General features: G+C 61.4%; 26 protein-coding genes. All 26 read left to right on the top strand.

The genetic code is table 11. The features are described from left to right. The first annotated feature begins 4 nt into the window (after positions 1–4). The gene (gene fliS / locus AC3A5O_RS09875; protein ID WP_122569014.1) at positions 5–400 is read left to right on the top strand and encodes a flagellar export chaperone FliS; all 396 of its coding nucleotides are present in this window, start codon (positions 5–7) and stop codon (positions 398–400) included. Positions 401–411: 11 nt separating this feature from the next. Next, on the top strand, positions 412–708 hold the full coding sequence (locus tag AC3A5O_RS09880; RefSeq protein WP_014337157.1) for a hypothetical protein: 297 nt from the start codon (positions 412–414) through the stop codon (positions 706–708). A gap of 168 nt (positions 709–876) precedes the next feature. Then, on the top strand, positions 877–2,352 hold the full coding sequence (locus AC3A5O_RS09885; protein ID WP_003199076.1) for a sigma-54 dependent transcriptional regulator: 1,476 nt from the start codon (positions 877–879) through the stop codon (positions 2,350–2,352). 110 nt (positions 2,353–2,462) lie between these two features. Next, positions 2,463–3,671, top strand: coding sequence for a sensor histidine kinase (locus AC3A5O_RS09890; RefSeq protein ID WP_122569012.1), 1,209 nt, complete (start codon positions 2,463–2,465; stop codon positions 3,669–3,671). Positions 3,672–3,676: 5 nt separating this feature from the next. Continuing rightward, positions 3,677–5,071, top strand: a complete 1,395-nt coding sequence (gene fleR, locus AC3A5O_RS09895; RefSeq protein ID WP_122569011.1) for a sigma-54-dependent response regulator transcription factor FleR — start codon at positions 3,677–3,679, stop codon at positions 5,069–5,071. 225 nt (positions 5,072–5,296) lie between these two features. After that, positions 5,297–5,623, top strand: a complete 327-nt coding sequence (gene fliE, locus AC3A5O_RS09900) for a flagellar hook-basal body complex protein FliE (protein WP_003199082.1) — start codon at positions 5,297–5,299, stop codon at positions 5,621–5,623. 15 nt (positions 5,624–5,638) lie between these two features. Continuing rightward, positions 5,639–7,423, top strand: coding sequence for a flagellar basal-body MS-ring/collar protein FliF (gene fliF, locus AC3A5O_RS09905; protein WP_122569010.1), 1,785 nt, complete (start codon positions 5,639–5,641; stop codon positions 7,421–7,423). Then, positions 7,416–8,435, top strand: a complete 1,020-nt coding sequence (gene fliG, locus AC3A5O_RS09910) for a flagellar motor switch protein FliG (RefSeq protein WP_003199086.1) — start codon at positions 7,416–7,418, stop codon at positions 8,433–8,435. The genes fliF and fliG overlap by 8 nt, the downstream gene beginning before the upstream one ends. Before the next feature lie 7 nt (positions 8,436–8,442). After that, positions 8,443–9,303 carry a flagellar assembly protein FliH gene (gene fliH / locus AC3A5O_RS09915; RefSeq protein WP_122569009.1) on the top strand — a complete coding sequence of 287 codons (861 nt, stop codon included), beginning with the start codon at positions 8,443–8,445 and terminating at the stop codon, positions 9,301–9,303. After that, on the top strand, positions 9,293–10,651 hold the full coding sequence (gene fliI / locus AC3A5O_RS09920) for a flagellar protein export ATPase FliI (RefSeq protein ID WP_003199089.1): 1,359 nt from the start codon (positions 9,293–9,295) through the stop codon (positions 10,649–10,651). The genes fliH and fliI overlap by 11 nt, the downstream gene beginning before the upstream one ends. Before the next feature lie 6 nt (positions 10,652–10,657). Continuing rightward, the gene (gene fliJ, locus AC3A5O_RS09925; protein ID WP_053182982.1) at positions 10,658–11,107 is read left to right on the top strand and encodes a flagellar export protein FliJ; all 450 of its coding nucleotides are present in this window, start codon (positions 10,658–10,660) and stop codon (positions 11,105–11,107) included. 102 nt (positions 11,108–11,209) lie between these two features. Beyond that, the gene (locus tag AC3A5O_RS09930) at positions 11,210–11,515 is read left to right on the top strand and encodes an STAS domain-containing protein (RefSeq protein WP_058543552.1); all 306 of its coding nucleotides are present in this window, start codon (positions 11,210–11,212) and stop codon (positions 11,513–11,515) included. A gap of 5 nt (positions 11,516–11,520) precedes the next feature. Next, positions 11,521–13,227: an ATP-binding SpoIIE family protein phosphatase gene (locus AC3A5O_RS09935; protein WP_122569008.1), complete on the top strand. Its 1,707-nt coding sequence runs from the start codon at positions 11,521–11,523 to the stop codon at positions 13,225–13,227. Positions 13,228–13,258: 31 nt separating this feature from the next. After that, a complete protein-coding gene (locus tag AC3A5O_RS09940; RefSeq protein WP_003199096.1) occupies positions 13,259–13,603 on the top strand; it encodes an Hpt domain-containing protein in 345 nt (114 codons plus the stop codon). 87 nt (positions 13,604–13,690) lie between these two features. Further along, on the top strand, positions 13,691–15,061 hold the full coding sequence (locus AC3A5O_RS09945; protein WP_487753160.1) for a flagellar hook-length control protein FliK: 1,371 nt from the start codon (positions 13,691–13,693) through the stop codon (positions 15,059–15,061). 231 nt (positions 15,062–15,292) lie between these two features. Further along, a complete protein-coding gene (fliL, locus tag AC3A5O_RS09950) occupies positions 15,293–15,796 on the top strand; it encodes a flagellar basal body-associated protein FliL (RefSeq protein ID WP_060738644.1) in 504 nt (167 codons plus the stop codon). Between the two features lie 9 nt (positions 15,797–15,805). After that, positions 15,806–16,774 carry a flagellar motor switch protein FliM gene (gene fliM, locus AC3A5O_RS09955; protein WP_122569006.1) on the top strand — a complete coding sequence of 323 codons (969 nt, stop codon included), beginning with the start codon at positions 15,806–15,808 and terminating at the stop codon, positions 16,772–16,774. A 70-nt stretch (positions 16,775–16,844) separates the two neighbouring features. After that, positions 16,845–17,303: a flagellar motor switch protein FliN gene (gene fliN, locus AC3A5O_RS09960; RefSeq protein ID WP_053120289.1), complete on the top strand. Its 459-nt coding sequence runs from the start codon at positions 16,845–16,847 to the stop codon at positions 17,301–17,303. After that, positions 17,304–17,741: a flagellar biosynthetic protein FliO gene (fliO, locus tag AC3A5O_RS09965; protein WP_122569005.1), complete on the top strand. Its 438-nt coding sequence runs from the start codon at positions 17,304–17,306 to the stop codon at positions 17,739–17,741. Further along, positions 17,741–18,490, top strand: coding sequence for a flagellar type III secretion system pore protein FliP (fliP, locus tag AC3A5O_RS09970; RefSeq protein ID WP_053120292.1), 750 nt, complete (start codon positions 17,741–17,743; stop codon positions 18,488–18,490). The genes fliO and fliP overlap by 1 nt, the downstream gene beginning before the upstream one ends. Positions 18,491–18,513: 23 nt before the next feature. Next, positions 18,514–18,783, top strand: a complete 270-nt coding sequence (fliQ, locus tag AC3A5O_RS09975; RefSeq protein WP_038858957.1) for a flagellar biosynthesis protein FliQ — start codon at positions 18,514–18,516, stop codon at positions 18,781–18,783. Positions 18,784–18,787: 4 nt separating this feature from the next. Then, positions 18,788–19,570 (top strand): flagellar biosynthetic protein FliR, encoded by a 783-nt coding sequence (gene fliR / locus AC3A5O_RS09980; protein ID WP_122569004.1) that lies wholly within the window; start codon positions 18,788–18,790, stop codon positions 19,568–19,570. Between the two features lie 3 nt (positions 19,571–19,573). After that, on the top strand, positions 19,574–20,710 hold the full coding sequence (gene flhB / locus AC3A5O_RS09985; protein ID WP_122569003.1) for a flagellar biosynthesis protein FlhB: 1,137 nt from the start codon (positions 19,574–19,576) through the stop codon (positions 20,708–20,710). Positions 20,711–20,886: 176 nt separating this feature from the next. Then, positions 20,887–21,570: a hypothetical protein gene (locus AC3A5O_RS09990; protein WP_487753161.1), complete on the top strand. Its 684-nt coding sequence runs from the start codon at positions 20,887–20,889 to the stop codon at positions 21,568–21,570. Positions 21,571–22,180: 610 nt separating this feature from the next. Next, the gene (gene flhA / locus AC3A5O_RS09995; protein WP_122569071.1) at positions 22,181–24,310 is read left to right on the top strand and encodes a flagellar biosynthesis protein FlhA; all 2,130 of its coding nucleotides are present in this window, start codon (positions 22,181–22,183) and stop codon (positions 24,308–24,310) included. An 11-nt stretch (positions 24,311–24,321) separates the two neighbouring features. Next, positions 24,322–25,671, top strand: a complete 1,350-nt coding sequence (gene flhF, locus AC3A5O_RS10000; protein WP_305470253.1) for a flagellar biosynthesis GTPase FlhF — start codon at positions 24,322–24,324, stop codon at positions 25,669–25,671. Positions 25,672–25,752 lie beyond the last annotated feature (81 nt).

Raw genomic sequence — 25,752 nt, forward strand, 5'->3', positions numbered from 1 at the left:
GAACATGAATCCGATGTTGGCCCTTCGCCAATACCAGAAGATTGGCGCCCAGGCGCAAACCTCCGAAGCCAGTCCCCATCGTCTTGTGCAGATGCTCATGGAAGGCGGGCTGGACCGTATCGCCCAGGCCAAGGGCGCGCTGGAGCGCAAGGATATTGCAAACAGAGGCATTCTGATCAGCAAGGCCATCGGCATCGTCGGTGGTTTGCGTGAAGGCCTGGACCTGGAAAACCAGGCCGAGTCGGTCGCTGAATTGGATGCTCTCTACGCTTACATGATGAAACGTCTGGCCGAAGCCAACGTCAAGGCCGATCCGAAGATCCTCGACGAAGTCGCCGATCTGCTTCGCACGGTCAAGGAAGGCTGGGATGCCATTGCCGTGCCTGGTCCGCAATTTTAAGGAGTGCTCTCATGAGTCTTGTCCTGCAGCGAATCGAACAAACCCGTGATGCCTTGGTTGATGCCCTGGCCGAGCGAAACTGGGAGGCGATCGGTCAGTTGGATCTGGCTTGCCGTTCCTGCATGGAAGACGTGCTGAGCGAGTCTCAGGTGGACGAGGCGGCGTTGCGGATTAATCTTGAGGAATTGCTGGGGGTGTATCGGCAATTGCTGGAGGCGGCGACAGGAGAGCGACAGGCGATCGTCGACGAGATGCAACAGATCCATCAAGCACAGAACGCTGCAAAGGTTTACCATCTGTTCGGTTAATGCTCAGTTAATCCGAGCCCGTTGCGCCATAAATTTGACTGTGCACGGTTTTTTGACTTAACTAGTAGCTGTTTACAGATTTAAGGCGTCTACAGGCATGACAAGTCTGCAAGCGTCTAGCTTGCCCCCTATTTCGGGCATTGGGTTGACTAGGGAAGTTGCTATTGCATGTGGCGTGAAACCAAAATTCTCCTGATCGATGACGATAGCGTCCGCCGCCGCGACCTGGCGGTGATCCTGAATTTTCTTGGCGAAGAAAATTTACCCTGCGGAAGCCATGATTGGCAGCAGGCTGTCGGCTCATTGTCGTCCAGTCGTGAAGTCATCTGTGTCCTTATCGGGACCGTAAATGCTCCCGCAACGCTTTTGGGCTTGCTAAAGACACTCTCAACCTGGGATGAGTTCCTTCCGGTTTTGTTAATGGGCGAAAATTCTTCCCTTGACTTGCCTGAAGACCAGCGCCGCCGAGTACTTTCCACGCTCGAAATGCCGCCCAGCTACAGCAAGCTGCTCGATTCGCTGCACCGCGCGCAGGTTTATCGCGAGATGTACGATCAGGCCCGCGAGCGCGGCAGGCACCGCGAGCCCAACCTGTTCCGCAGTCTCGTCGGCACCAGCCGGGCGATCCAGCACGTGCGCCAGATGATGCAGCAGGTCGCCGATACCGACGCCAGCGTGCTGATCCTGGGCGAGTCAGGCACCGGCAAGGAAGTGGTCGCGCGCAACCTGCATTACCACTCCAAGCGCCGCGAAGCGCCGTTCGTGCCGGTCAACTGCGGCGCGATCCCGGCCGAGTTGCTGGAAAGCGAACTGTTTGGCCATGAGAAGGGCGCCTTCACCGGCGCGATCACCAGCCGCGCCGGGCGTTTCGAGCTGGCCAACGGCGGTACGCTGTTTCTCGACGAGATCGGCGACATGCCGCTGCCGATGCAGGTCAAGCTGTTGCGGGTCCTGCAGGAGCGCACCTTCGAGCGCGTGGGCAGCAACAAGACCCAAAGCGTCGATGTGCGCATCATTGCCGCCACGCACAAGAATCTCGAGAGCATGATCGAGGTCGGCAGTTTCCGCGAAGACCTCTATTACCGCCTCAATGTTTTCCCGATCGAAATGGCGCCACTGCGTGAGCGTGTCGAAGACATCCCGCTGCTGATGAACGAGCTGATCTCGCGCATGGAGCACGAAAAGCGCGGTTCGATCCGCTTCAACTCGGCGGCGATCATGTCCCTGTGCCGCCATGGCTGGCCGGGCAACGTCCGGGAGCTGGCCAACCTGGTGGAGCGCATGGCGATCATGCACCCGTACGGCGTGATCGGCGTTAACGAGCTGCCGAAGAAATTCCGCTACGTCGACGACGAAGACGAGCAAATGGTCGACAGCCTGCGCAGCGACCTGGAGGAGCGGGTGGCAATCAACGGCCACACGCCGGACTTCACTGCCAATGCCTTGTTGCCGCCTGAAGGCCTGGACCTCAAGGATTATCTGGGAGGCCTGGAACAAGGGCTGATCCAGCAGGCCTTGGACGATGCCAATGGCATCGTGGCCCGCGCGGCAGAGCGCCTGCGCATCCGTCGTACCACCCTGGTGGAGAAGATGCGCAAGTACGGCATGAGCCGTCGCGAAGGAGATGAACAGGCGGATGATTGACGCCTGTTTTCCAACCGCCTGATTTTCAGGCGGTTTTTTTTCGGCACGGGTATTGCTATAGCCCTCGCAACGTTCCGTTTAACTGACGGTCAGCCAAGCGAGAGAGCACGATGACCCAAGCCGCCCAGATGTCTCCTGTCCCCGAAGCGGGACACCTGCCGTCCGCCGAACAGGCAAGCCGGCTTGGACTTGAGCAGGCATTTTCGCTGTTCAGCCAGATGTCCAGCCAACTGACTGATTCCTACAGCCTGCTCGAAGCCCGGGTCACCGAACTCAAGGGCGAGTTGGCCGTGGTCAGCGCCCAGCGTATGCAGGAGCTGGCGGAAAAGGAACGCCTGGCTAATCGCCTGCAAAATCTTCTCGACCTGTTGCCCGGTGGCGTAATCGTCATCGACGCCCACGGCCGTGTGCGCGAAGCCAACCCGGCGGCCTGCGAGTTGCTCGGCCTGCCCTTGGAGGGCGAGCTGTGGCGGCACGTCATCGCCCGCTGCTTTGCGCCCCGGGAAGACGACGGCCATGAAGTGTCCCTCAAGGACGGTCGGCGCCTGTCCATCTCGACACGCTCGCTGGATGCCGAGCCTGGGCAGTTGGTGCTGCTCAATGACTTGACTGAAACCCGTCACCTGCAAGACCAGTTGGCTCGCCACGAGCGCCTGTCTTCCCTGGGGCGGATGGTGGCCTCGCTGGCCCACCAGATTCGCACGCCGCTTTCCGCCGCGCTGCTCTATGCCAGTCATCTGACCGAGCAGCAATTGCCGATGGAAACCCAGCAACGTTTCGCCGGACGCTTGAAAGAGCGCCTGCACGAACTGGAGCACCAGGTGCGCGACATGCTGGTGTTCGCGCGCGGCGAGCTGCCGTTGACCGACCGTGTCAGCCCCAAGGCCTTGCTGCAATCGCTGCAGGCCGCGGCGTTGACCCATGTGCAGGAATTGCCGATCCGCTGGCAGTGCGACAGCCACGTCGGTGAAGTGTTGTGCAACCGCGACACCTTGGTGGGCGCGGTGTTGAACCTCATCGAAAACGCGATCCAGGCCAGCGGCGGCGACGTCCGGCTGAAAGTGCACTTGTACACACGCAACAACACCTTGCGCCTGTCGGTCAGCGACAACGGCAGCGGTATCGAACCGGCCGTGCTGGCGCGCCTGGGCGAGCCGTTCTTTACCACCAAGACCACCGGCACGGGCCTGGGCCTGACCGTGGTCAAGGCCGTGGCCCGTGCCCACCAGGGAGAATTGCAATTGCGCTCGCGGCTGGGCCGTGGCACCTGCGCAACGGTGTGCTTGCCGCTGTTTTCCAGCGCGCCAGGGGTGGAGTGAAAGTAATGGCGATCAAGGTGTTGCTGGTTGAGGATGATCGGGCCCTGCGCGAGGCGCTGGCCGATACGCTGGTGTTGGCCGGGCACGATTACGTCGCCGTCGGTTCGGCGGAAGAAGCGCTGGTGGCGGTGGGCCGGGAAGCGTTCAACCTGGTGGTCAGTGACGTCAACATGCCGGGCATGGACGGCCATCAATTGCTCGGCCTGTTGCGTGCCCGCCAGCCGCAACTGCCGGTCTTGCTGATGACCGCCCACGGCGCCGTCGAGCGAGCGGTGGACGCCATGCGCCAGGGCGCTGCGGATTACCTGGTCAAGCCGTTCGAGCCCAAAGCACTGCTGGACCTGGTCGCGCGTCATGCCTTGGGCAGTCTCGCGGTCGAGGGCGAAGGCCCGGTGGCTATCGAGCCGGCCAGTGCGCAACTGCTGGAATTGGCCGCACGGGTCGCTCGCAGTGATTCAACTGTGTTGATTTCCGGCGAGTCCGGAACGGGCAAGGAAGTGCTGGCCCGCTACATCCATCAACAATCCCGGCGTGCCGGGGAGCCGTTCATTGCCATCAATTGCGCGGCGATTCCCGACAACATGCTCGAGGCGACACTGTTCGGCCACGAAAAGGGTTCGTTCACCGGCGCCATCGCGGCCCAGGCCGGCAAGTTCGAGCAGGCCGACGGTGGCACGATCCTGCTCGATGAAATTTCCGAAATGCCTTTGGGCCTGCAGGCCAAGCTGTTGCGGGTATTGCAGGAGCGGGAAGTGGAGCGGGTCGGTGCGCGCAAGCCCATTAGCCTGGACATTCGCGTGGTGGCGACCACCAACCGCGACCTGGCCGGCGAGGTGGCGGCAGGGCGTTTCCGTGAAGACCTCTATTACCGTCTGTCGGTATTCCCGCTGGCCTGGCGTCCGTTGCGAGAGCGCACCGCCGATATCCTGCCGCTGGCCGAACGCCTGCTGAACAAACACGTCAATAAAATGAAGCACGCGGCGGCCCGGCTTTCAGCCGAGGCCCGGGCCTGTCTGGTTGCCTACCCGTGGCCGGGCAATGTCCGAGAGCTGGATAACGCCATTCAGCGGGCCTTGATCCTGCAGCAGGGCGGCTTGATCCAGCCGGAGGATTTCTGCCTGGCCGGCCCGGTGGCCTGCGCGCCATTGCCCGCGTTGGCACCGGCACCGACCGCAACCCCCGCACTGCCGACGGACGTCGAGGGCGAGTCGGCCGGCGCCTTGGGCGATGACCTGCGGCGCCGCGAGTTCCAGATGATCATCGACACCCTGCGCGCCGAACGCGGTCGTCGCAAGGAGGCGGCCGAACGCCTGGGGATCAGCCCGCGCACCCTGCGCTACAAGTTGGCGCAAATGCGCGACGCTGGCATGGATGTCGAGGCCTATCTGTTCGCCAGTTGAAGCAGCACCAAAACCCCTGTGGGAGCGAGCTTGCTCGCGAGAGCGGTCGATCAGTCGCATTGATGTCGGATGTGACTGAGTCATCGCGAGCAAGCTCGCTCCCACATGATGGGTTGGTGCGCGCAATTGTTTTCTGTCGCCATGGAGCTGGCACCCTTGTTGCTAATACCTGAATACCCGCTGAGTAAGTGTCAAAAAAATGCGGGCCGCCAGAGAGAGTAGACCATGAGCCAAGGTATTGAATTTAATCGGTTGATGTTGGACATGCGGGCCATGCAAATGGACGCCATGGCCCAGCCTAAATCGGTCGCGGTCCCCCAGGTGGGTGGCAGCAGCTTTTCCGACATGCTCGGTCAGGCCGTCAATAAAGTGAACGATACCCAGCAGGCGTCTAACCAGTTGGCCAGTGCTTTCGAGATTGGCAAAAGTGGCGTCGACCTGACGGATGTAATGATCTCCTCGCAGAAAGCCAGTGTCTCGTTTCAGGCGTTGACCCAGGTTCGCAACAAGCTGGTTCAAGCCTACCAAGACATCATGCAGATGCCGGTTTAAGGAAATTATTGAGTCATGGCAGAAGCAGCCGTTGATAACGTTCCAGCCAAGGCCACTCCGGTAGACGGCAAACCGCCGTTGTTCGGCCTGTCCTTCCTGGAAAATCTCTCCGAGATGACCATGCTGCGTCAGGTCGGCCTGTTGGTCGGTCTGGCTGCCAGCGTGGCGATTGGTTTTGCCGTGGTGCTGTGGTCCCAGCAGCCAGACTACCGTCCGTTGTACGGCAGCCTGGCTGGCATGGACGCCAAGCAAGTCATGGAGACCCTGGCTTCCGCCGACATTCCTTACACCGTCGAACCCAATTCCGGCGCCTTGCTGGTCAAGGCCGATGACGTCGCTCGTGCGCGCCTCAAGCTCGCCGCCGCCGGCGTGACGCCCACCGATGGCAATATCGGTTTCGAGATCCTCGACAAGGACCAGGGCCTGGGCACCAGCCAGTTCATGGAAGCGACCCGTTATCGTCGCGGCCTGGAAGGTGAGCTGGCGCGGACCATTTCCAGCCTGAACAACGTCAAGGGCGCCCGTGTGCACCTGGCGATTCCGAAAAGTTCGGTGTTCGTGCGCGATGAGCGCAAGCCCAGTGCTTCGGTATTGGTCGAGCTGTATTCGGGCCGCTCCCTGGAGCCAGGCCAGGTCGTGGCCATCGTCAATCTGGTGGCGACCAGCGTGCCCGAGCTGAGCAAGTCGCAGATCACCGTGGTCGACCAGAAAGGCAACCTGCTGTCCGACCAGGCGGAAAACTCCGCACTGACCATGGCCGGCAAGCAGTTCGATTACAGCCGTCGCATGGAAGGCATGCTGACCCAGCGGGTGCACAACATCCTGCAACCGATCCTGGGTAATGATCGCTATAAAGCCGAAGTCTCGGCCGATGTCGACTTCAGCGCTGTCGAGTCCACTTCCGAGCAGTTCAACCCGGACCAACCGGCGCTGCGCAGCGAACAGTCGGTGACTGAGCAGCGTACCGCCAGCAATGGCCCCCAAGGCGTACCGGGAGCCCTGAGCAACCAGCCGCCTTCGCCGGCCAGCGCACCGCAAACCACCGGTGGCGCCACGGCAGCCGCCGGCATGGTGCAGCCAGGCCAGCCGCTGATTGATGCCAACGGCCAGCAGATCATGGACCCGGCCACTGGCCAGCCGATGTTGGCGCCGTACCCGGCCGACAAGCGTCAGCAGTCGACCAAGAACTTCGAGCTCGACCGTTCCATCAGCCACACCAAGCAACAGCAGGGCCGTTTGAATCGCCTGTCGGTCGCGGTGGTGGTGGACGATCAGGTCAAGGTCAACCCGGCCAACGGCGAAACCAGCCGTGCGCCCTGGAGCGCCGACGAATTGGCGCGCTTCACTCGCCTGGTGCAGGACGCCGTCGGTTTCGACGCCAGCCGCGGCGACAGCGTCAGCGTGATCAACGTGCCGTTCTCCCTGGAGCGCGGTGAAGTGGTCGCCGATATTCCGTTTTATTCGCAACCCTGGTTCTGGGATGTGGTCAAGCAAGTACTGGGTGTGCTGTTTATCCTGGTACTGGTGTTTGGCGTGCTGCGTCCGGTGCTCAACAACATCACCGGTGGCGGCAAGAACAAGCAGTTGGCAGGTTTCGGTGATGTCGAGCTGGGCGGCATGGGCGGCCTGGATGGCGAATTGGCCAACGATCGCGTCAGCCTCGGCGGGCCGCAGAGCATTCTGCTGCCAAGCCCGAGCGAAGGCTATGACGCTCAGTTGAACGCCATCAAGAGTCTGGTGGCAGAAGACCCGGGTCGTGTGGCCCAGGTCGTGAAAGAGTGGATTAACGCAGATGAGTGATAATCGAGCCGCTGTTGCCAAATTGTCGCGGGTCGACAAAGCCGCGATCCTGCTGCTGTCCCTGGGTTCGACCGACGCCGCCCAAGTGCTGCGCCACATGGGGCCCAAGGAGGTCCAGCGCGTGGGCGTGGCCATGGCACAAATGGGCAACGTGCACCGTGAGCAAGTCGAGCAGGTGATGAGCGAGTTCGTCGACATCGTCGGCGATCAGACCAGCCTGGGCGTCGGTTCCGACGACTACGTGCGCAAGATGCTCACCCAGGCCCTGGGCGAGGACAAGGCCAACGGTCTCATCGACCGGATCCTGCTGGGCGGCAATACCAGCGGCCTGGACAGCCTCAAGTGGATGGAGCCACGGGCCGTTGCCGACGTGATCCGTTACGAGCACCCGCAGATCCAGGCGATCGTCGTGGCTTACCTCGACCCGGACCAGGCCGGTGAAGTGCTGGGTAACTTCGACCACAAGGTGCGCCTGGACATCATCCTGCGCGTGTCTTCGCTCAACACCGTGCAGCCGGCGGCCCTGAAAGAATTGAACCAGATTCTCGAGAAGCAGTTCTCGGGCAACTCCAATGCCTCGCGCACCACCCTGGGTGGCATCAAGCGCGCGGCGGACATCATGAACTTCCTCGACAGTTCGATCGAAGGTCAGTTGATGGACTCGATCCGCGAATTCGACGAAGACCTGTCCGGTCAGATCGAAGACCTCATGTTCGTGTTCAACAACCTGTCCGATGTCGACGATCGTGGTATCCAGGCCCTGTTGCGCGAAGTGTCGTCCGACGTGCTGGTACTGGCCCTCAAGGGCTCGGACGAAGGCGTCAAGGAAAAGATCTTCAAGAACATGTCCAAACGGGCGGCCGAACTGTTGCGCGACGACCTCGAGGCCAAGGGCCCGGTGCGCGTCAGCGACGTGGAAACCGCACAGAAGGAAATCCTCACCATCGCCCGCCGCATGGCCGAAGCCGGGGAGATCGTTCTCGGTGGCAAGGGCGGCGAAGAGATGATCTAAGGTCGTTATGTCTGCCAAGAGTGATGAAGCACCCAGCGACCTGATCCGCGGCCGAGACGTCGGAGGTTTCGACGTCTGGTCGCTGCCCAGCTTTGACCCCCACGTGCCCGAGCCTGAGCCGGAGCCGGTGGAAGAGCTGCCGGAAATGGAGGAAGTGCCGCTGGAAGAAGTCCAGCCACTGACCCTCGAGGAAGTCGAGAGCATTCGCCAGGAAGCCTATAACGAAGGCTTTGCCGTGGGTGAAAAGGAAGGCTTCCACAGCACCACGCTCAAAGTCCGCCAGGAAGCCGATGTGGCGCTGACGGCCAAGCTCCGTGCGTTGGAATCGCTGATGCTCAACCTGTTCGACCCCATCGCCGAACAGGACACCCAGATCGAGAAAGCCCTGGTGGGCCTGGTGCAACACATCGCCAAACAAGTGATCCAGCGCGAACTGGCCATCGATTCGAGCCAGATCGAACACGTCATGCGTGAAGCGCTCAAGTTATTGCCGTTGGGCGTGGGCAACGTGCGGTTGTACATCAATCCCCAGGACTTCGAACTGGTCAAGGCCCTGCGCGAGCGCCATGAAGAAACCTGGCGCATCGTCGAGGACGCGGCGCTGCTGCCAGGCGGTTGCCGTGTGGAAACCGAACACAGCCGCATCGATGCCACCGTTGAAACCCGTATCAGCCAGATCATGGCCAAGTTGTTCGACCAACTGCACGAACAGGCCCTGCACCCGGCCGCCGCCGACCTGAGCCTGGAGTTGCCGGACGAGCCCCTGGTCGGTGCTGATACCGCGCCGGCCGATGGGGAGGTGGAGGTGCCTGAATTGGACGCTTCTGTACTGGATGCTTCTGCGTTGGACAGCCGCGATGCGCCTTGAGCGAACCAGCTTCGGCAAGCGCCTGGGCAGCTACGCCGAGGCCAGTGAGCTGGCCGGCCAACCGATCCTGGAAGGCCGCCTGCTGCGCATGGTCGGCCTGACCCTCGAAGCCGAGGGCCTGCGTGCCGCCATGGGCAGTCGCTGCATGGTGATCAACGACGACAGCTACCACCCGGTGCAGGTCGAAGCCGAAGTCATGGGCTTCTCCGGCAGCAAGGTCTTCTTGATGCCGGTGGGCAGCGTCGCCGGTATCGCCCCCGGCGCGCGCGTGGTTCCCCTGGCCGATAACGGCCGCCTGCCCATGGGCATGAGCATGCTCGGGCGCGTGCTGGACGGGGCCGGACGGGCCTTGGACGGCAAGGGCGGCATGAAGGCCGAAGATTGGGTGCCGATGGACGGCCCGACGATCAACCCCCTCAAGCGTGACCCCATCAGCGTGCCGCTGGACGTGGGCATCCGTTGCATCAACGGTTTGTTGACGGTCGGTCGCGGCCAGCGCCTGGGCCTGTTTGCCGGTACCGGCGTGGGTAAGAGTGTGCTGCTGGGCATGATGACCCGCTTCACCGAAGCCGACATCATCGTGGTGGGGCTGATCGGTGAACGGGGTCGTGAGGTGAAGGAATTTATCGAGCACATCCTCGGCGAGGAAGGGCTCAAGCGCTCGGTGGTGGTGGCTTCGCCGGCGGACGATGCGCCATTGATGCGTTTACGAGCGGCCATGTATTGCACGCGCATCGCCGAGTATTTCCGCGACAAGGGCAAGAATGTCCTGCTGTTGATGGACTCGCTGACCCGTTTCGCCCAGGCCCAGCGGGAAATCGCCCTGGCCATCGGCGAACCGCCGGCCACCAAGGGTTATCCGCCTTCGGTCTTCGCCAAGTTGCCGAAACTGGTCGAGCGCGCCGGCAATGCGGAAAAGGGCGGCGGTTCGATCACCGCGTTCTATACCGTGCTGTCCGAAGGCGATGACCAGCAAGACCCTATCGCCGACTCGGCCCGGGGGGTACTCGACGGCCACATCGTGCTATCCAGGCGCCTGGCTGAAGAAGGGCATTACCCGGCCATCGACATCGAGGCGTCCATCAGCCGGGTCATGCCGTCGGTGATCAGTGCTGAACACATGAAGCGGGCCCAGCAGTTCAAACAGTACTGGTCGCGCTACCAGCAAAGCCGTGACCTGATCAGCGTCGGTGCCTATGTGCCCGGCGGTGACCGCGAGACCGACACCGCTATCAGCCTTTACCCGGCCATGGCCGTTTACCTGCGCCAGAGCCTGAACGACAACATCGGCATGGGCGCCAGCGAAGCGCACCTGCAGACTATTTTCGCTCCGGTCTCAGGCACGTAACCGGCCATGGCCACGAGTCGTGCGGCGCGCCTGGCCCCTGTGGTGGACATGGCGGAAAAGGCCGAGAAGACCGCCGTCCAGCGACTGGCGTATTTTCAGGGGCAAGTGGCCGTTGCCGAGAGCAAGCTGGCGGACCTTGAAAACTTTCGACTTGAATACCAGGAGCAGTGGATTGCCCGCGGCAGCCACGGGGTATCCGGGCAATGGTTGCTGGGTTACCAGGGGTTCCTGGCACAACTGGGCACCGCCATCGACCAGCAGCGCCAGAGCCTGGTCTGGCACCAGAACAATCTGGAGAAAGCTCGCCAGAGCTGGCAAGAGGCGTTTGCGCGGGTTGAAGGGCTGCGCAAACTGGTGCAGCGCTATATCGACGAGGCGCGGCAGCTGGAAGACAAGCGCGAACAGAAACTGCTCGATGAATTGTCCCAGCGCCTGCCGCGGCAGAATCCCTATTGATGCGAAACGAGGATTTTGTCGGATGAGCGATGCAAAACCTTGCTCAGACCTTTACCAGATGCTACACCTTGTACACGTATGTCCATGACAAGGAAGCCGATCATGTCAGTCGTTACCGAAGTATCCCCCGATGGGCATAAGCTGACGATTTCGATCAAAGGTCGATTCGATTTCGGGCGGCATCAGGAGTTTCGTGAGTCCTATGAGCGGCTCAACAAGAAACCTGACTCCATCGTGGTGGATTTGAAAGAAGCCACTTATCTCGACAGTTCCGCCTTGGGCATGCTCTTGCTGTTGCGCGATCATGCCGGTGGCGACGCGTCGGACATCCGGGTCGTCAACAGCAGCTCCGACGTCAAGAAAATCCTTGCGATCTCCAATTTCGACAAGCTGTTCGACATCAGTTGATCGCCATGCAATCGTCGTCGGAGCCACTGACGGTCCTGATTGCCGAAGACAGTGCCGCTGATCGACTGCTGTTGTCGACCATTGTCCGCCGCCAGGGTCACCATGTGCTCACGGCGGCTGATGGCGCAGAAGCGGTCGAGGCCTATCTGGAACAGCGTCCGCATCTGGTGCTGATGGACGCGATGATGCCGGTGATGGACGGCTTCGAAGCCGCGCAGCGAATCAAGCAGCTGGCTGGGGATCAATTGGTCCCGATCATTTTCCTCACCTCGCTGACTGAGAGCGAAGCCCTGGCGCGTTGCCTGGAAGCGGGCGGCGACGACTTTCTGGCCAAGCCCTATAACCAGGTAATCCTGGCAGCCAAGATCAAGGCCATGGACCGCTTGCGCCGGTTGCAGGCCACGGTGGTGGAGCAGCGTGATCAGATCGCCCGGCACCATGACTATCTACTCAACGAACAACGGGTCGCCAAGGCCGTGTTCGACAAGATCGCCCACTCCGGCTGCCTGAGTGCGCCAAACATCCGCTACCTGCAATCGCCCTATGCCTTGTTCAACGGCGACTTGCTGCTGGCCGCGTTCAACCCGGCCGGCGACATGCACGTCCTGCTGGGGGACTTCACCGGGCACGGTTTGCCGGCGGCGGTCGGCGCGATGCCGCTGGCGGAGGTGTTTTATGGCATGACGGCCAAAGGCTACGGCCTGGCGCAGATCCTTCGGGAGATGAACGCCAAGCTCAAGCGCATCCTGCCGGTGGATATGTTTTGTTGTGCGACGCTGTTGTGCCTCAGTTTCCAGCGTTGCACGGTGGAGATCTGGAATGGCGGCATGCCCGATGGTTACCTGCATGACAGCCTCAGCGGCGAACGTACGCCATTACCGGCGCGGCACCTGCCGTTGGGCGTGCTCACGCCGCACTTGTTCGATGACCGTACCGAAGTGCATCCGATGTCCCTGGGGGACCGGGTGTTTCTGTTGTCCGATGGCGTAATAGAAACCAGTGATCGCGATGATCAACCGTTTGGCGTGGAGCGGTTGCAACAGGTATTTTCGGCCAACCGTGAACCTGACTGTCTTTTTGAGGACATCCAGCAGGCCCTGCGAGACTTTGGCGGTGAGTCGCGGGATGACTTCAGCATGGTTGAGTTGCGACTGGTCGCACCGACGCAACTCAATCCGCCTCCACCGGTCTATTCCGATAGCGGGCAGTCCAGTCCGCTGGACTGGTCGGTGAGCTTCGAGTTCCGGGCGCAGACGCTCAAGCGCTTCAACCCGATGCCCTATCTGTTGCAGTTGCTGCTTGAGGTGCATGGGCTCAGGGCGCAGAGTGGCGCCCTTTATAGTGTCATGTCGGAGCTCTATTCCAATGCCCTGGATCACGGGGTGCTCGGGCTCGACTCGAGCCTCAAGCGTGATGCGACGGGTTTTGCCCGCTACTATAGGGAGCGCAATACGCGCCTGGATGAACTGAGCGACGGTTACGTGCGGGTGCACTTGCACGTTACGCCAAACGGCGAGGGCGGTCGCCTGGCCATCGAGGTCGAAGACAGTGGCGAGGGGTTCGATGTCGCCCGGGTGCTGGCGCGACCGGTGGACAGTGATCGGTTGTCGGGGCGCGGCGTGAGCCTGGTACGCCAGTTGAGTCACCAGGCCAGTTGGTCAGACGATGGTCGTAGTGCGCGCGTGGAGTTTTTCTGGGAGGCTCTGGCATAATTGGGGCCATTCTTGATCAGGGAGCGAACAAGTGAACGAGATTCATCTGGACCGCGACGTGCTCAGCACGTTGAAGGAAGTCATGGAGGAGGGGTATCTGGAGTTGCTGGATACGTTTCTCAACGACTCCGAGGCTCGCCTGCGCGTGCTGCATGAGGCACGGGACGCTGAAAAATTGAGCGCCACCGCCCACAGCTTCAAGGGCAGCAGCAGCAACATGGGCGCCATCCGCCTGGCCGAGTTGTGCGGCGAACTGGAACAACGTGCCAAGCAGCCGTCATTGGGTGGTATCGAGAAGCTGGTCAACGAAATCGACAGTGAATTCGCCCATGTCCGCAAGCTTTGCCGGGAAGAGCGTGAAGGTTTCCACTGCTGAAATTTGACGGCCGGACAACGTTGGCCCGTGCCTTGCATTGCCTAGTCTCGACTGTACCTATGATTTCAGTGCAGCGGAGACCTTTTTATGCCCGTTACCCCTAATTCACTGCTGCAGGCCTCTGTCCAGGCCAAGCCCCAGGCCGCCGTCAATTCACCGGCAGCGGCCCCGGACCTCGGGGGTAGAGCCTCCAGCTTCGCTCAAGTCTTCGCCAAGCAGGCGCCTGCCCAAGCGACGGCCCCGGAGCCTACGGTTAAATCGGCACGCGACAAAGCCGCCGATAATACCGTCAAAAAAGACACCGGCAACGAAACTCCTGCCGCCCCGGAGCCGACGGTTGCCGATAGCGGCAAACCCTTGCCCGCGAACAAACCGGCCAGCAGCGACGACAAGGCCGCCAGCGATGCCAGCGCCGACTCGGCTGAAACACCGGTGGCGGATGCGGTTCCGGTCGATCCGAGCCTGGACCCAGGCTTGCTGCCGGAGATGACGGTGCCCGTCGCGACAGCCCCGGCGGAGCCTGCTCCCTTGGTGGTCACGACAGAGGCCCAGGTCGCTACGGCAGTCGCGGCGCCGGCTGTCCCATTGGCCGCGCCAGCCCAGCCAGCGGTCCCGGTAATCGATCCAGCCTTCGACCCACAGGCCGACCCACTCGACGCGTTGCCCGCCTTGCGCTTGGCGATGGAGCAGGGCGGCCATGTTTCCGCGACCAGCCAGGCGCAACCCAAGAGCGCTGCCCCAGCGTCCCTCGACGGTGAGCCGACGTCGGCGCAGACCTTTGCCGCCGGCATGGCGAGCATGCTCAGCGTGCAAGCCGATCAGAACAGTACCGAGTCCGGCAGCCAGGGCGGCGACAAGGCCTTCGGCGGCTTGATCAGCGAGGGCCTCAAGGACCTGGGCGCCGCGTCCAGCGACACCCGCGTGGATGATTTCGCCAACCGCCTGGCCGCGCTGACTCAGGCCGCTACACCTAAAACCGCCAACGCGGTGCCGGTCAACCAACCTATCGCGATGAATCAGAGCGGTTGGACCGAAGAGGTGGTCAACCGGGTGATGTACCTGTCCAGCGTCAATCTCAAGGCGGCTGACATTCAGTTGCAACCCGCCGAACTCGGGCGCCTGGATATCCGGGTGAACATGGTTCCGGACCAGCAGACCCAGGTCACGTTCATGAGCGCCCACTCCGGCGTTCGCGAAGCCCTCGAAGGCCAATTGCATCGCTTGCGGGAGAGTTTTACCCAGCAGGGCATGGGCCAGGTCGACGTCAGCGTGTCGGATCAATCCCGGGGTTCGCAGAACCAGGAGCAGCAAGCCCAGCAACAGGCCCGGGCCGGGCGTACCACGGCATCTGGCGGACGAGCGGATGCAGCGGATGACGCTGGCCCGGCCAGCATCGCTGACGTGGCCGCCACCACGACCAGCGTCATTGGCACCAGCGCGGTCGACTACTACGCCTGATCCAGCGACGTTCTCCCCTGTGGGAGCGAGCTTGCTCGCGATAGCGGACTATCAGTCACCCTCGCAGGGACTGAGCCACCGCTATCGCGAGCAAGCTCGCTCCCATATTGGTTTTATGGGAACTGAAGATCGCATGTGCCCGCCATCCTCAGTACCGACACTTCTGGCATAACACTTGCTCCAGCCTTGCCGTGCAACAGTGAAAACCCCGATTAGTGACGGATTATTGGCATGGCGAAGAGCGAAGCAGCAGCTGTAAAAGACCCTGCAACCAAAGGCAAACTCAAGCTGATCATCATGATCGTTGTGGGTCTGCTCCTGGCGATCGGTGTGTCCGTGGGGGCGACCTGGTATTTCATGCACAGCGCTCAGAGCAAGCCGGCAGTGGCGGTCGAGGCTGCGCCGGTGGGCAAGCAACCGGCGATTTTCGAACCGATGGCCCCGGCCTTCGTGGCCAACTACACCGTGAACGGTCGTCAACGCTACATGCAGGTCAGCATTACGTTGCAAGGGCGTAACCAGGCTGACCTGGAAGCGCTGCGGGTGCACATGCCGCTGATCCGCAATAACCTGGTGATGCTGTTTTCCGGACAGAGTTTCGACACCCTGGCCACGCCCGTCGGCCAGGAAATGCTGCGCCAGAAAGCCACGGCCAGCGTGCAGGAAGTGGCTCAGAAAGAGCTCGGCAAAGTGGTGATCGAACAGTTGCTCTTCACTAACTTCGTATTGCAGTAGGAACACGACATGGCCGTGCAGGACCTGCTGTCCCAGGATGAAATCGACGCGCTGTTGCATGGTGTCGACGACGGTCTGGTACAGACCGAAAACGTTGCTGAACCGGGCAGCGTCAAAAGCTACGACCTGACCAGCCAGGATCGCATCGTTCGCGGACGCATGCCGACCCTGGAAATGATCAACGAGCGTTTCGCCCGGTACACCCGCATCAGCATGTTCAACATGCTGCGCCGCTCGGCCGACGTGGCCGTCGGTGGTGTGCAGGTGATGAAGTTCGGCGAGTACGTGCATTCGTTGTACGTGCCCACCAGCCTCAACCTGGTGAAGATCAAGCCGTTGCGCGGCACCGCGTTGTTCATCCTCGACGCCAAGCTGGTGTTCAAGCTGGTGGACAACTTTTTCGGTGGCGACGGTCGTCACGCCAAGATCGAGGGTCGTGAATTCACCCCGACCGAGCTGCGAGTGGTGCGCATGGTGCTGGAACAGGCCTTCATCGATTTGAAGGAAGCCTGGCAGGCGATCATGGAAGTGAACTTCGAGTACATCAACTCGGAAGTGAACCCGGCCATGGCCAACATCGTCGGGCCGAGCGAAGCCATCGTGGTCTCGACCTTCCACATCGAACTCGATGGCGGTGGCGGCGACCTGCACGTGACCATGCCGTATTCGATGATCGAGCCGGTGCGCGAAATGCTCGACGCCGGTTTCCAGTCGGACCTCGACGACCAGGACGAGCGCTGGATCAACGCGTTGCGCCAGGACGTGCTCGACGTCGACGTGCCGATCGGCGCGACGGTCGCCCGGCGTCAACTGCGTCTGCGGGACATCCTGCACATGCAGCCGGGGGACATCATTCCGGTGGAGATGCCCGACGACATGATCATGCGCGCCAATGGCGTGCCGGCCTTCAAGGTCAAGATGGGCTCTCACAAAGGCAACCTGGCGTTGCAGGTGATCGAGCCGATCGAACGCCGCTGAGCGGTGTCAACTTCTTAAGTTTGTAACGGATTTAGGTTTTTTACTGATTTTTGCCCGCCGAGGACAAATGATGGCTAACGATATGAACACCCAGGATGACCAGGCGCTGGCCGACGAATGGGCTGCGGCCCTGGAAGAAACCGGCGACGCCGGGCAGGCTGACATCGATGCCTTGCTGGCCGCCGATAGCGGTAATCACGGCTCCAACCGCCTGCCGATGGAAGAATTCGGCAGCGTGCCCAAGAGCAATGAACAGGTCACACTGGATGGGCCGAACCTGGATGTGATCCTCGATATCCCGGTATCGATCTCCATGGAAGTGGGCAGCACCGATATCAACATCCGCAACCTGCTGCAGCTCAACCAGGGCTCGGTGATCGAGTTGGACCGCCTGGCCGGCGAACCGCTCGACGTGCTGGTCAACGGCACCTTGATCGCCCATGGCGAAGTGGTGGTGGTCAACGAGAAGTTCGGCATTCGCCTGACGGACGTGATCAGTCCGAGCGAACGCATCAAGAAGCTGCGCTGAGTGAAAGGTTTCTTCGCCGCAGCGTTGATGCTGCCATTGAGCGTGCTGGCGGCCGAACCGGTTGCCACGGCGGCCGTTGCGCCGGCGGCAGGCAGTGGGATCGCCGGGCAACTGGCGCAACTGGTGCTCGGCTTGCTGCTGGTGCTGGGCTTGATCTTCTTTCTCGCCTGGTTGTTGCGCCGTGTGCAACAGGCGGGGCCGAGCGGCAAGGGCCAGGTCATCGACATCGTCGGCTCCCGCGCGCTCGGGCCGCGTGACCGGCTGGTGCTGGTGCAGGTCGGCAACGAGCAGATCCTGCTGGGCCTGAGCCCGGGCACCATCACCGCCTTGCACGTCCTCAAGGAGCCGGTGCAGGTACCCTCCACCGAGCCGGCCAGCCCCGAATTTGCCCAGCGCCTCATGGAGCTGCTGGGGAAAGACCAGAAGGATAAAAAGTAATGCCGTTGCGCATTCTGTTGGCATTGGCCCTGATGCTGGCCGCACCGTTGGCGTTCGCCGCCGACCCGCTGTCGATTCCGGCGATCACCCTGGGGACCAATGCCGAAGGGGCCCAGGAATACTCGGTCAGCCTGCAGATCCTGCTGATCATGACCGCGCTGAGTTTCATCCCGGCGTTCGTCATGTTGATGACCAGTTTCACCCGGATCATCATTGTCTTTTCGATTCTGCGCCAGGCCCTGGGCCTGCAACAGACCCCCTCGAACCAGATCCTCACCGGCATGGCGCTGTTCTTGACCATGTTCATCATGGCGCCGGTGTTTGACCGGGTGAACCAGGATGCGCTGCAACCCTACCTGGCAGAAAAAATTACTGCGCAGGATGCTGTGGCCAAGGCTGAGGTGCCGATCAAGGATTTCATGCTGGCCCAGACCCGCAGCAGTGACCTGGAGCTGTTCATGCGCCTGTCCAAGCGCACCGACATCCCCAGCGCCGACCAGGCGCCGCTGACCATCCTGGTGCCGGCGTTCGTGACGTCCGAGCTGAAAACCGCGTTCCAGATCGGTTTCATGATTTTCATCCCGTTCCTGATCATTGACCTGGTGGTCGCCAGCGTGCTGATGGCCATGGGTATGATGATGCTCTCGCCGCTGATCATTTCCCTGCCGTTCAAGATCATGCTGTTTGTGCTGGTGGATGGCTGGGCGCTGATCATTGGTACCCTGGCGGGCAGTTTCGGCGGTGTTTAGGCCTTTTGTGCGGAGAGGGCGATATGACGCCTGAAGTAGCGGTAGACCTGTTCCGTGAAGCGCTCTGGCTGACGACCATGATGGTTGCCATCCTGGTGATCCCCAGTCTGTTGGTGGGGTTGCTGGTGGCGATGTTCCAGGCCGCGACCCAGATCAACGAACAGACCTTGAGCTTCCTGCCGCGCCTGCTGGTGATGCTGGTGACGCTGATCGTCGCCGGCCCCTGGATGGTACAAACCTTCATGGAATACATCCTGCAGCTGTACGGCAGTATTCCGCAGTTGATCGGCTGACCTGATGTCGATGCTCGCGCTGACGGACACCCAGATCAGTTCCTGGGTGGCATCGTTCGTCCTGCCACTGTTTCGCGTCACCGCGGTGCTGATGAGCATGCCGATCTTCGGCACGACCCTGGTGCCGCGGCGTGTGCGCTTGTATTTCGCCCTGGCGATCACGGTGGTTATCGCGCCCGGACTTCCACCGATGCCGCCGGTCAATGCCCTGGACCTCAGCGCACTGATGTTGGTGGCCGAGCAAATTCTCATCGGTGTCTTGATGGGGTTCTCGCTGCAGTTGTTCTTCCAGGCATTCGTGGTGGCCGGGCAAATCATTTCGATCCAGATGGGCATGGCCTTCGCGTCCATGGTCGACCCCACCAACGGCGTGACGACGGCGGTGATCGGTCAGTTCCTGACGATGCTGGTGACCCTGTTGTTCCTCGCAATGAATGGGCATCTGGTGGTGTTCGAGGTCTTGACCGAGAGCTTTACCACCATGCCGGTGGGCAGTGCGTTCCTGATCAATCATTTCTGGGAAATCGCCGGCAAGCTCGGTTGGGTCCTGGGTGCGGCGATGGTGCTGGTATTGCCGGCGATCACCGCGTTACTGGTGGTCAACATCGCGTTTGGCGTGATGACCCGTGCGGCGCCGCAATTGAATATTTTCTCCATTGGCTTCCCGCTGACCCTCGTGCTGGGCATGGTGATTTTCTGGGTCAGCCTGGGGGATATCCTCAATCAATATCAGCCGCTGGCCACCCAGGCCTTGCAGCTTTTACGCGACATGGCACAGGCGCGCTGAACCATGGCCGAGAGCGAGAGTGGTCAGGACAAGACAGAAGACCCCACGGAAAAGCGCCTGCGCGAATCCCGGGAAAAGGGCGAGATCGCCCGCTCCAAGGAGCTCAACACGCTGGCGGTGATGCTGGCCGGGGCGGGCGGGTTGCTGATTTATGGCGGCGGCTTGGCCCTGGACCTGCTGGAGATCATGCGCCTGAATTTCTCCCTGCCCCGTGAGGTGCTGCTCTCTCCGGGATCCATGTCCCAGCATTTGCTGCACTCGGGCAAGATTGCGATCCTTGCGGTGCAGCCGGTTCTGATCTGCTTGCTGTTGGCCGCCGTGATCGGGCCGATTTCCCTGGGTGGCTGGTTGTTCGCCGCCGGTAGCCTGGCCCCCAAATTCAGCCGGATGAACCCGGCCGCCGGGATCAAGCGCATGTTTTCCACCACGGCGCTGATGGAGTTGCTCAAGGCGTTTGGGAAATTCCTGCTGGTTTTGTTCGTCGCGCTGACGGTGCTGCAGGCCGATATCGACGATTTGCTGCGCATTGCTCACGAACCGCTGGAGCAGGCGATTATCCACAGCGTGCAGTTGGTGGGCTGGAGTACGTTGTGGATGGCTTGCGGCCTGATCCTGATTGCCGCCATCGACGTGCCGATCCAGCTGTATCAAAGCAAGCAGAAACTGCTGATGACCAAGCAGGAAGTGCGCGACGAGCACAAGGACGCGGAGGGTAAGCCGGAGGTCAAGCAGCGCATTCGTCAATTGCAGCGCGAGGTCTCCCAGCGGCGGATGATGGCGGCGATCCCCGACGCCGATGTGGTCATCACCAACCCGACCCACTACGCCGTCGCCCTCAAGTACGACCCCGAAAAAGGCAACGCGCCGGTGTTGCTGGCCAAGGGCAGTGACTTCCTGGCACTGAAGATCCGTGAAATCGCCGTGGCCAACGAGGTGATGCTGCTCGAGTCCCCGGCACTGGCGCGATCGATTTACTACTCCACCGAACTCGACCAGGAAATCCCTGGCGGCCTGTACCTGGCCGTGGCCCAGGTATTGGCCTACGTCTACCAGATCCGCCAGCACCGTGCCGGCAAGGGCAAACGCCCCGAACCGCTCAAGGATCTGCCGATTCCGCCGGATCTGCGGCGTGATTCCTGAGTCAGTCTGGCGTAGAGAGCACTGGCGTTGATGTCGCTGGTGGGGCGGGCCGAAGGCTGCCTCCCGGCTTGTAACGAGCGCCTAGTAGCCCCTGTACCTGTCAGACCTGACAGTAGACAGCCGTTTCCCCTATCAATGTAATGCTCCTGGAGGCTCACTCAACCCAGGGGCATGACATGACAATTCGCGAATACAAAAAGCTTGGAGGCATGGAACTGAACTTTGTGTCGGGAGCGGTCGAGGCCAATGTCGGCGAACGGGCCATCGCTTGTGCGTTCACGTTTGATCTGATGCTTGAGTTTGCGCGCTTCAAAGACGCGGCGAACAAGTACGTGCCGAATTACCTGGAGGTTGCGACCAATGCCATTCGGCCTGAGTTGGACGGCCTGGCCTATCACACTTCCTTCGATTACTTCGCTGGCCAGGCTGGCAGGATCGATAGCAACGAGGCGCTGTTCAGTATCTTCACCCGGTCTGACAGTTATTTCGATGGGTGGTCGAGTGGGGGCCTGGAGCGGCGTTATCACAAGCCGATTTTCCAGCCCCTTGACGGGAAATTGAGACTTGCGGCGCGCAGCGATTTTCGCTGGGAAGATCCCAAGCGGCTCATCACGATTGCGGATCTTCCGCTCATCCGGTTTCAATGGGCACTCACTGTGATGGAGAGCCACGAGGTCAGCCTCTCCGAAGCCTCGTTGCCCGACATCAAGGCGCCGGATTCGAAGGTGGCGTTCATGTACGCCAGCCAGGAACAGCTTGAAGTGGAGGGTGTGCAAATGTACAGGGGGACGCGTTACGTCAAGGGCTGGAAATTGGCTTTCGGCCCGATCACATCGGAGCAGATACTGACAGCGGAGTGAGTCACCGGGTGCGTCGAGCCGAATGAATGCTAATGAGGTGGCGCTGCTCGAATCCGCGGCGCAGACGCGATCGGTTTACTACTCGACCAGAAAATCCCCGAAGGTCTGTACCTGGCCGTGGCCCAGGTATTGGCCTCGTTCGGGTGAGGTTCCGTGGGATTATCGAAGTTCGGATGCAGAGGGGGAACTAGCAGAACTGTTAGGTTTACCTGGAAAGCGACAGGCCCCGTGGCGAGGGAGCTTGCTCCCGCTCGGTTGCGCAGCGACCGCCATAACACAGGGGCTGCGGTGTGTCTGATGCTGCGCATTTGGCTGGTTTCGGGGCCGCTACGGGGCCCAGCGGGAGCAAGCTCCCTCGCCACAGGTTCGTCGTTTGTCTTAAGTGAGCAGCATTATCTGTGGGAGCGAGCGTGCTCGCAATTGCGATTATCCAGTCGATACAGATGTTGACTGACAAATCGCTATCGCGAGCAAGCTCGCTCCCACAGGGTTAAATTCGCTTCAGCCCCTCTATTTCAGCCGTCGACAAAAGTTGGAAGGCTTCTTGCAATACCCCGCCTGCGCCCCCTCCGGGCGTCAAAAGTTTGCTTCACAGGCACGGGGATTATTGGTGGATCGTTCTCAGTTACTCAGCACCGCGCGCAGCAATGCAGCCGACCTCAGCCGGGGCAATCTGGGCGTGCCGATCTTGCTGCTGGTCATGCTCGCCATGATGATGCTGCCGGTGCCGCCGTTTCTGCTGGACGTGTTCTTCACGTTCAACATCGCCCTGTCGATCGTCGTGCTGCTGGTGTGTATCTATGCCCTGCGGCCGTTGGACTTCGCGGTGTTCCCGACCATTCTGCTGGTGGCGACGCTCATGCGTCTGGCGCTGAACGTAGCGTCCACCCGAGTCGTGATGATCCACGGTCACGAGGGGCATGAGGCTGCCGGTAAGGTGATCCAGGCCTTCGGCGAGGTGGTGATCGGCGGTAACTACGTGGTCGGTATCGTGGTCTTCGCCATTTTGATGATCATCAACTTCGTCGTGGTGACCAAGGGCGCCGGGCGGATTTCCGAGGTGAGCGCGCGTTTCACCCTCGATGCGATGCCCGGCAAGCAGATGGCGATCGACGCCGACCTCAACGCCGGCCTGATCGACCAGAGCCAGGCCAAGCTGCGCCGCCTGGAGGTGGCCCAAGAGGCCGAGTTCTACGGTTCCATGGACGGTGCCAGCAAATTCGTGCGCGGTGACGCCATCGCCGGCCTGCTGATCCTGTTCATCAACCTGATCGGCGGCATGGCCGTCGGTATCTTCCAGCATGGCTTGACCTTCGGCGATGCCGGCAAGGTTTATGCCCTGCTGACCATCGGTGACGGTTTGGTGGCGCAATTGCCATCACTGTTGTTATCCACAGCCGCCGCGATCATGGTGACCCGTGCTTCGGGCTCCGAAGACATGGGCAAGCAGATTGGCCGGCAGATGTTTGCCTCGCCCAAGGCCCTGGCCGTTGCCGCCGGCCTGATGGCGGTGATGGGGCTGGTGCCGGGGATGCCGCACTTTTCCTTCCTGAGCATGGCGGCCATGGCAGCCGGTGGTGCCTACTGGTTCTGGAAGAAGCAGAACGTGCAGAAGGTCCAGGCCCTGCAAGAGGTCAAGCGCCAGCAGGAACTGCTGCCGTCGCCGGCCCGCGCCATGGAAACCAAGGAACTGGGCTGGGACGACGTGACCCCGATCGACATGATCGGCCTGGAAGTCGGCTATCGCCTGATTCCCTTGGTCGACCGCAATCAGGGTGGGCAGTTGCTGGCGCGGATCAAGGGGGTGCGCAAGAAGCTCTCCCAAGACCTGGGCTTCCTGATGCCTACCGTGCATATCCGCGACAACCTTGACCTGGCGCCGAGCGCCTATCGCCTGACCTTGATGGGGGTGATTCTGGCCGAAGCCGAGATCTATCCCGACCGCGAATTGGCGATCAACCCCGGCCAGGTCTACGGCAGCCTCAGCGGCATCACCGCCAAGGATCCGGCTTTCGGCCTGGAAGCGGTGTGGATCGAAATCAGCCAGCGGGCCCAGGCCCAGTCCCTCGGTTATACCGTGGTGGACGCCAGTACCGTGGTGGCGACCCACTTGAACCAGATCCTGTACAAGCACTCCAGTGAGCTGATTGGCCACGAAGAAGTCCAGCAACTCCTGCAAGTACTGGCCAAAGGCTCGCCGAAGCTGGCCGAAGAGCTGGTGCCAGGCGTGGTTTCCTTGTCGCAGTTGCTCAAGGTGCTGCAGGCGCTGCTGGCCGAACAAGTGCCCGTGCGCGACATACGCAGTATCGCCGAGGCCATCGCCAACAACGCCGCCAAGAGTCAAGATACCGCCGCCTTGGTGGCTGCGGTTCGGGTCGGCGTGTCCCGCGCAATCGTCCAAAGCATTGTAGGCACTGAGTCTGAGCTGCCTGTGATCACCTTGGAGCCAAGGTTGGAACAGATATTGCTCAATAGTCTGCAGAAGGCAGGACAAGGCTCGGAAGAGGGTGTCCTGCTGGAGCCAAGCATGGCCGAGAAGCTGCAGCGTTCGCTGATCGAAGCAGCCCAGCGGCAAGAGATGCAAGGCCAACCGGTGATCCTGCTGGTGGCCGGTCCGATTCGCGCGATGCTCTCGCGATTCGGGCGCCTCGCGGTCCCGGGGCTGCATGTGCTGGCGTACCAGGAAATACCGGACAACAAGCAAGTGACCATCGTTGCGACAGTAGGGCCCAACGGCTGAGGTAGTGGTTTATGCAAGTGAAGCGTTTTTTCGCCGCCGACATGCGTCAGGCCATGAAACTGGTTCGTGACGAGCTGGGCGCTGAAGCAGCCATCATTGGCAACCGTCGTATCGCCGGCGGTGTCGAGCTGACGGCGGCCCTGGATTACAAACTGTCTGCGCTGGCCCCGCGGGTTCCGAACATGGAGCTCGAAGATGAGCTGCGCAAGACCCAATCGCGCATCGCCAGCGCCCAGGCCGAACTGAGCCTGCGCAGCAGCGAAGGCGAGGGTGCCGCGGGCACCAATCGTCAATTGTTCGCCGGTCAGCCGCTGACCGCCGGCCTGCCCTTGACCGCCGCCGAACCGCTAATGGAGCAGGCCCAGGCCGAACCGCGTCGTCCGGAACCGGCTCCCGCCGCGCCTGCCCGCGGGGTCGATCCGCGCGCCCTGGACTCGATGCGCTTTGAACTCAACAGCCTGCGCGAGCTGATGGAAGTCCAGCTCGGCTCCCTGGCCTGGAACCAGCTGCAAGGCAGCCGTCCGGCCCAGGCCAACCTGTGGCGTCGCCTGCAACGCATCGGCCTGTCCGGCCCGTTGTCCCGGGACCTGCTGGCGCTGATCAATGGTATCGAAGAACCGCGCCAGGCTTGGCGCATGTTGCTGGCGCACCTGGCGCGGATGATCTCCACGCCGGAAGTCGAGCCACTGGAAGAGGGCGGAGTGATTGCCATGGTCGGTCCTGCCGGCATGGGCAAGACCACCACCCTGGCCAAGCTCGCCGCCCGTTATGTACTCAAGTACGGCGCCCAGAGCATCGCCCTGGTGAGCATGGACAGTTTCCGCATCGGTGCCCAGGAACAACTCAAGACCCTGGGCCGGATCCTCAATGTGTCGGTGACCCATGTGGATCCGGGCCAATCCCTGGCCCAGGCGCTGGAGCCGTTGCTGCGCAAACGCGTTGTGCTGATCGATACCGCGGGCCTGCAAGCCAGCGATCCAGCCCTGCGCATGCAGCTCGAAAGCCTGGCCGGACGCGGTATCAAGTCAAAAAATTATCTCGTGTTGGCAACCACCAGCCAGAAACAGGTTCTAACCGCCGCATACCACAGCTACAAACGCTGCGGACTGGCCGGCTGCATCCTGACTAAGCTGGACGAAACGGCAAGCCTGGGCGAGGTGTTGAGCCTGGCGATCGGTCATGAACTGCCGGTGGCCTACCTGACCGATGGGCCGCGGATCCCGGATGATTTGCATCTGCCGCGCCGTCATCAACTGGTCAGTCGTGCCGTGAGTGTGCAAATGCAGGAAGAACCCAGCGAAGAAGCCATGGCTGACATGTTCGCTGACATCTACCACAGCCCGAGCAAGCAGGTCGGCTGAGGTAATCATGAATATTTTTTGTACCTACATCGATGGTCTGCCATGCATTGTTCCTTATGCGAACGCGCAGCCAGTAATGTG

The organism is Pseudomonas sp. Soil_N_39 (assembly GCF_057655955.1).

Coding starts and splice junctions, on each gene's coding strand:
- AC3A5O_RS09890 (WP_122569012.1), top strand. CDS start 2,463: ATGACCCAAGCCGCCCAGATGTCTCCTGTCCCCGAAGCGGGACACCTG.
- fliL (WP_060738644.1), top strand. CDS start 15,293: ATGGCGAAGAGCGAAGCAGCAGCTGTAAAAGACCCTGCAACCAAAGGC.
- fliH (WP_122569009.1), top strand. CDS start 8,443: ATGTCTGCCAAGAGTGATGAAGCACCCAGCGACCTGATCCGCGGCCGA.
- fliQ (WP_038858957.1), top strand. CDS start 18,514: ATGACGCCTGAAGTAGCGGTAGACCTGTTCCGTGAAGCGCTCTGGCTG.
- fleR (WP_122569011.1), top strand. CDS start 3,677: ATGGCGATCAAGGTGTTGCTGGTTGAGGATGATCGGGCCCTGCGCGAG.
- AC3A5O_RS09880 (WP_014337157.1), top strand. CDS start 412: ATGAGTCTTGTCCTGCAGCGAATCGAACAAACCCGTGATGCCTTGGTT.
- fliP (WP_053120292.1), top strand. CDS start 17,741: ATGCCGTTGCGCATTCTGTTGGCATTGGCCCTGATGCTGGCCGCACCG.
- fliR (WP_122569004.1), top strand. CDS start 18,788: ATGTCGATGCTCGCGCTGACGGACACCCAGATCAGTTCCTGGGTGGCA.
- fliS (WP_122569014.1), top strand. CDS start 5: ATGAATCCGATGTTGGCCCTTCGCCAATACCAGAAGATTGGCGCCCAG.
- fliM (WP_122569006.1), top strand. CDS start 15,806: ATGGCCGTGCAGGACCTGCTGTCCCAGGATGAAATCGACGCGCTGTTG.
- AC3A5O_RS09945 (WP_487753160.1), top strand. CDS start 13,691: ATGCCCGTTACCCCTAATTCACTGCTGCAGGCCTCTGTCCAGGCCAAG.
- flhB (WP_122569003.1), top strand. CDS start 19,574: ATGGCCGAGAGCGAGAGTGGTCAGGACAAGACAGAAGACCCCACGGAA.
- AC3A5O_RS09990 (WP_487753161.1), top strand. CDS start 20,887: ATGACAATTCGCGAATACAAAAAGCTTGGAGGCATGGAACTGAACTTT.
- AC3A5O_RS09885 (WP_003199076.1), top strand. CDS start 877: ATGTGGCGTGAAACCAAAATTCTCCTGATCGATGACGATAGCGTCCGC.
- fliN (WP_053120289.1), top strand. CDS start 16,845: ATGGCTAACGATATGAACACCCAGGATGACCAGGCGCTGGCCGACGAA.
- fliG (WP_003199086.1), top strand. CDS start 7,416: ATGAGTGATAATCGAGCCGCTGTTGCCAAATTGTCGCGGGTCGACAAA.
- fliI (WP_003199089.1), top strand. CDS start 9,293: ATGCGCCTTGAGCGAACCAGCTTCGGCAAGCGCCTGGGCAGCTACGCC.
- AC3A5O_RS09935 (WP_122569008.1), top strand. CDS start 11,521: ATGCAATCGTCGTCGGAGCCACTGACGGTCCTGATTGCCGAAGACAGT.
- AC3A5O_RS09930 (WP_058543552.1), top strand. CDS start 11,210: ATGTCAGTCGTTACCGAAGTATCCCCCGATGGGCATAAGCTGACGATT.
- fliJ (WP_053182982.1), top strand. CDS start 10,658: ATGGCCACGAGTCGTGCGGCGCGCCTGGCCCCTGTGGTGGACATGGCG.
- fliF (WP_122569010.1), top strand. CDS start 5,639: ATGGCAGAAGCAGCCGTTGATAACGTTCCAGCCAAGGCCACTCCGGTA.
- flhF (WP_305470253.1), top strand. CDS start 24,322: ATGCAAGTGAAGCGTTTTTTCGCCGCCGACATGCGTCAGGCCATGAAA.
- fliE (WP_003199082.1), top strand. CDS start 5,297: ATGAGCCAAGGTATTGAATTTAATCGGTTGATGTTGGACATGCGGGCC.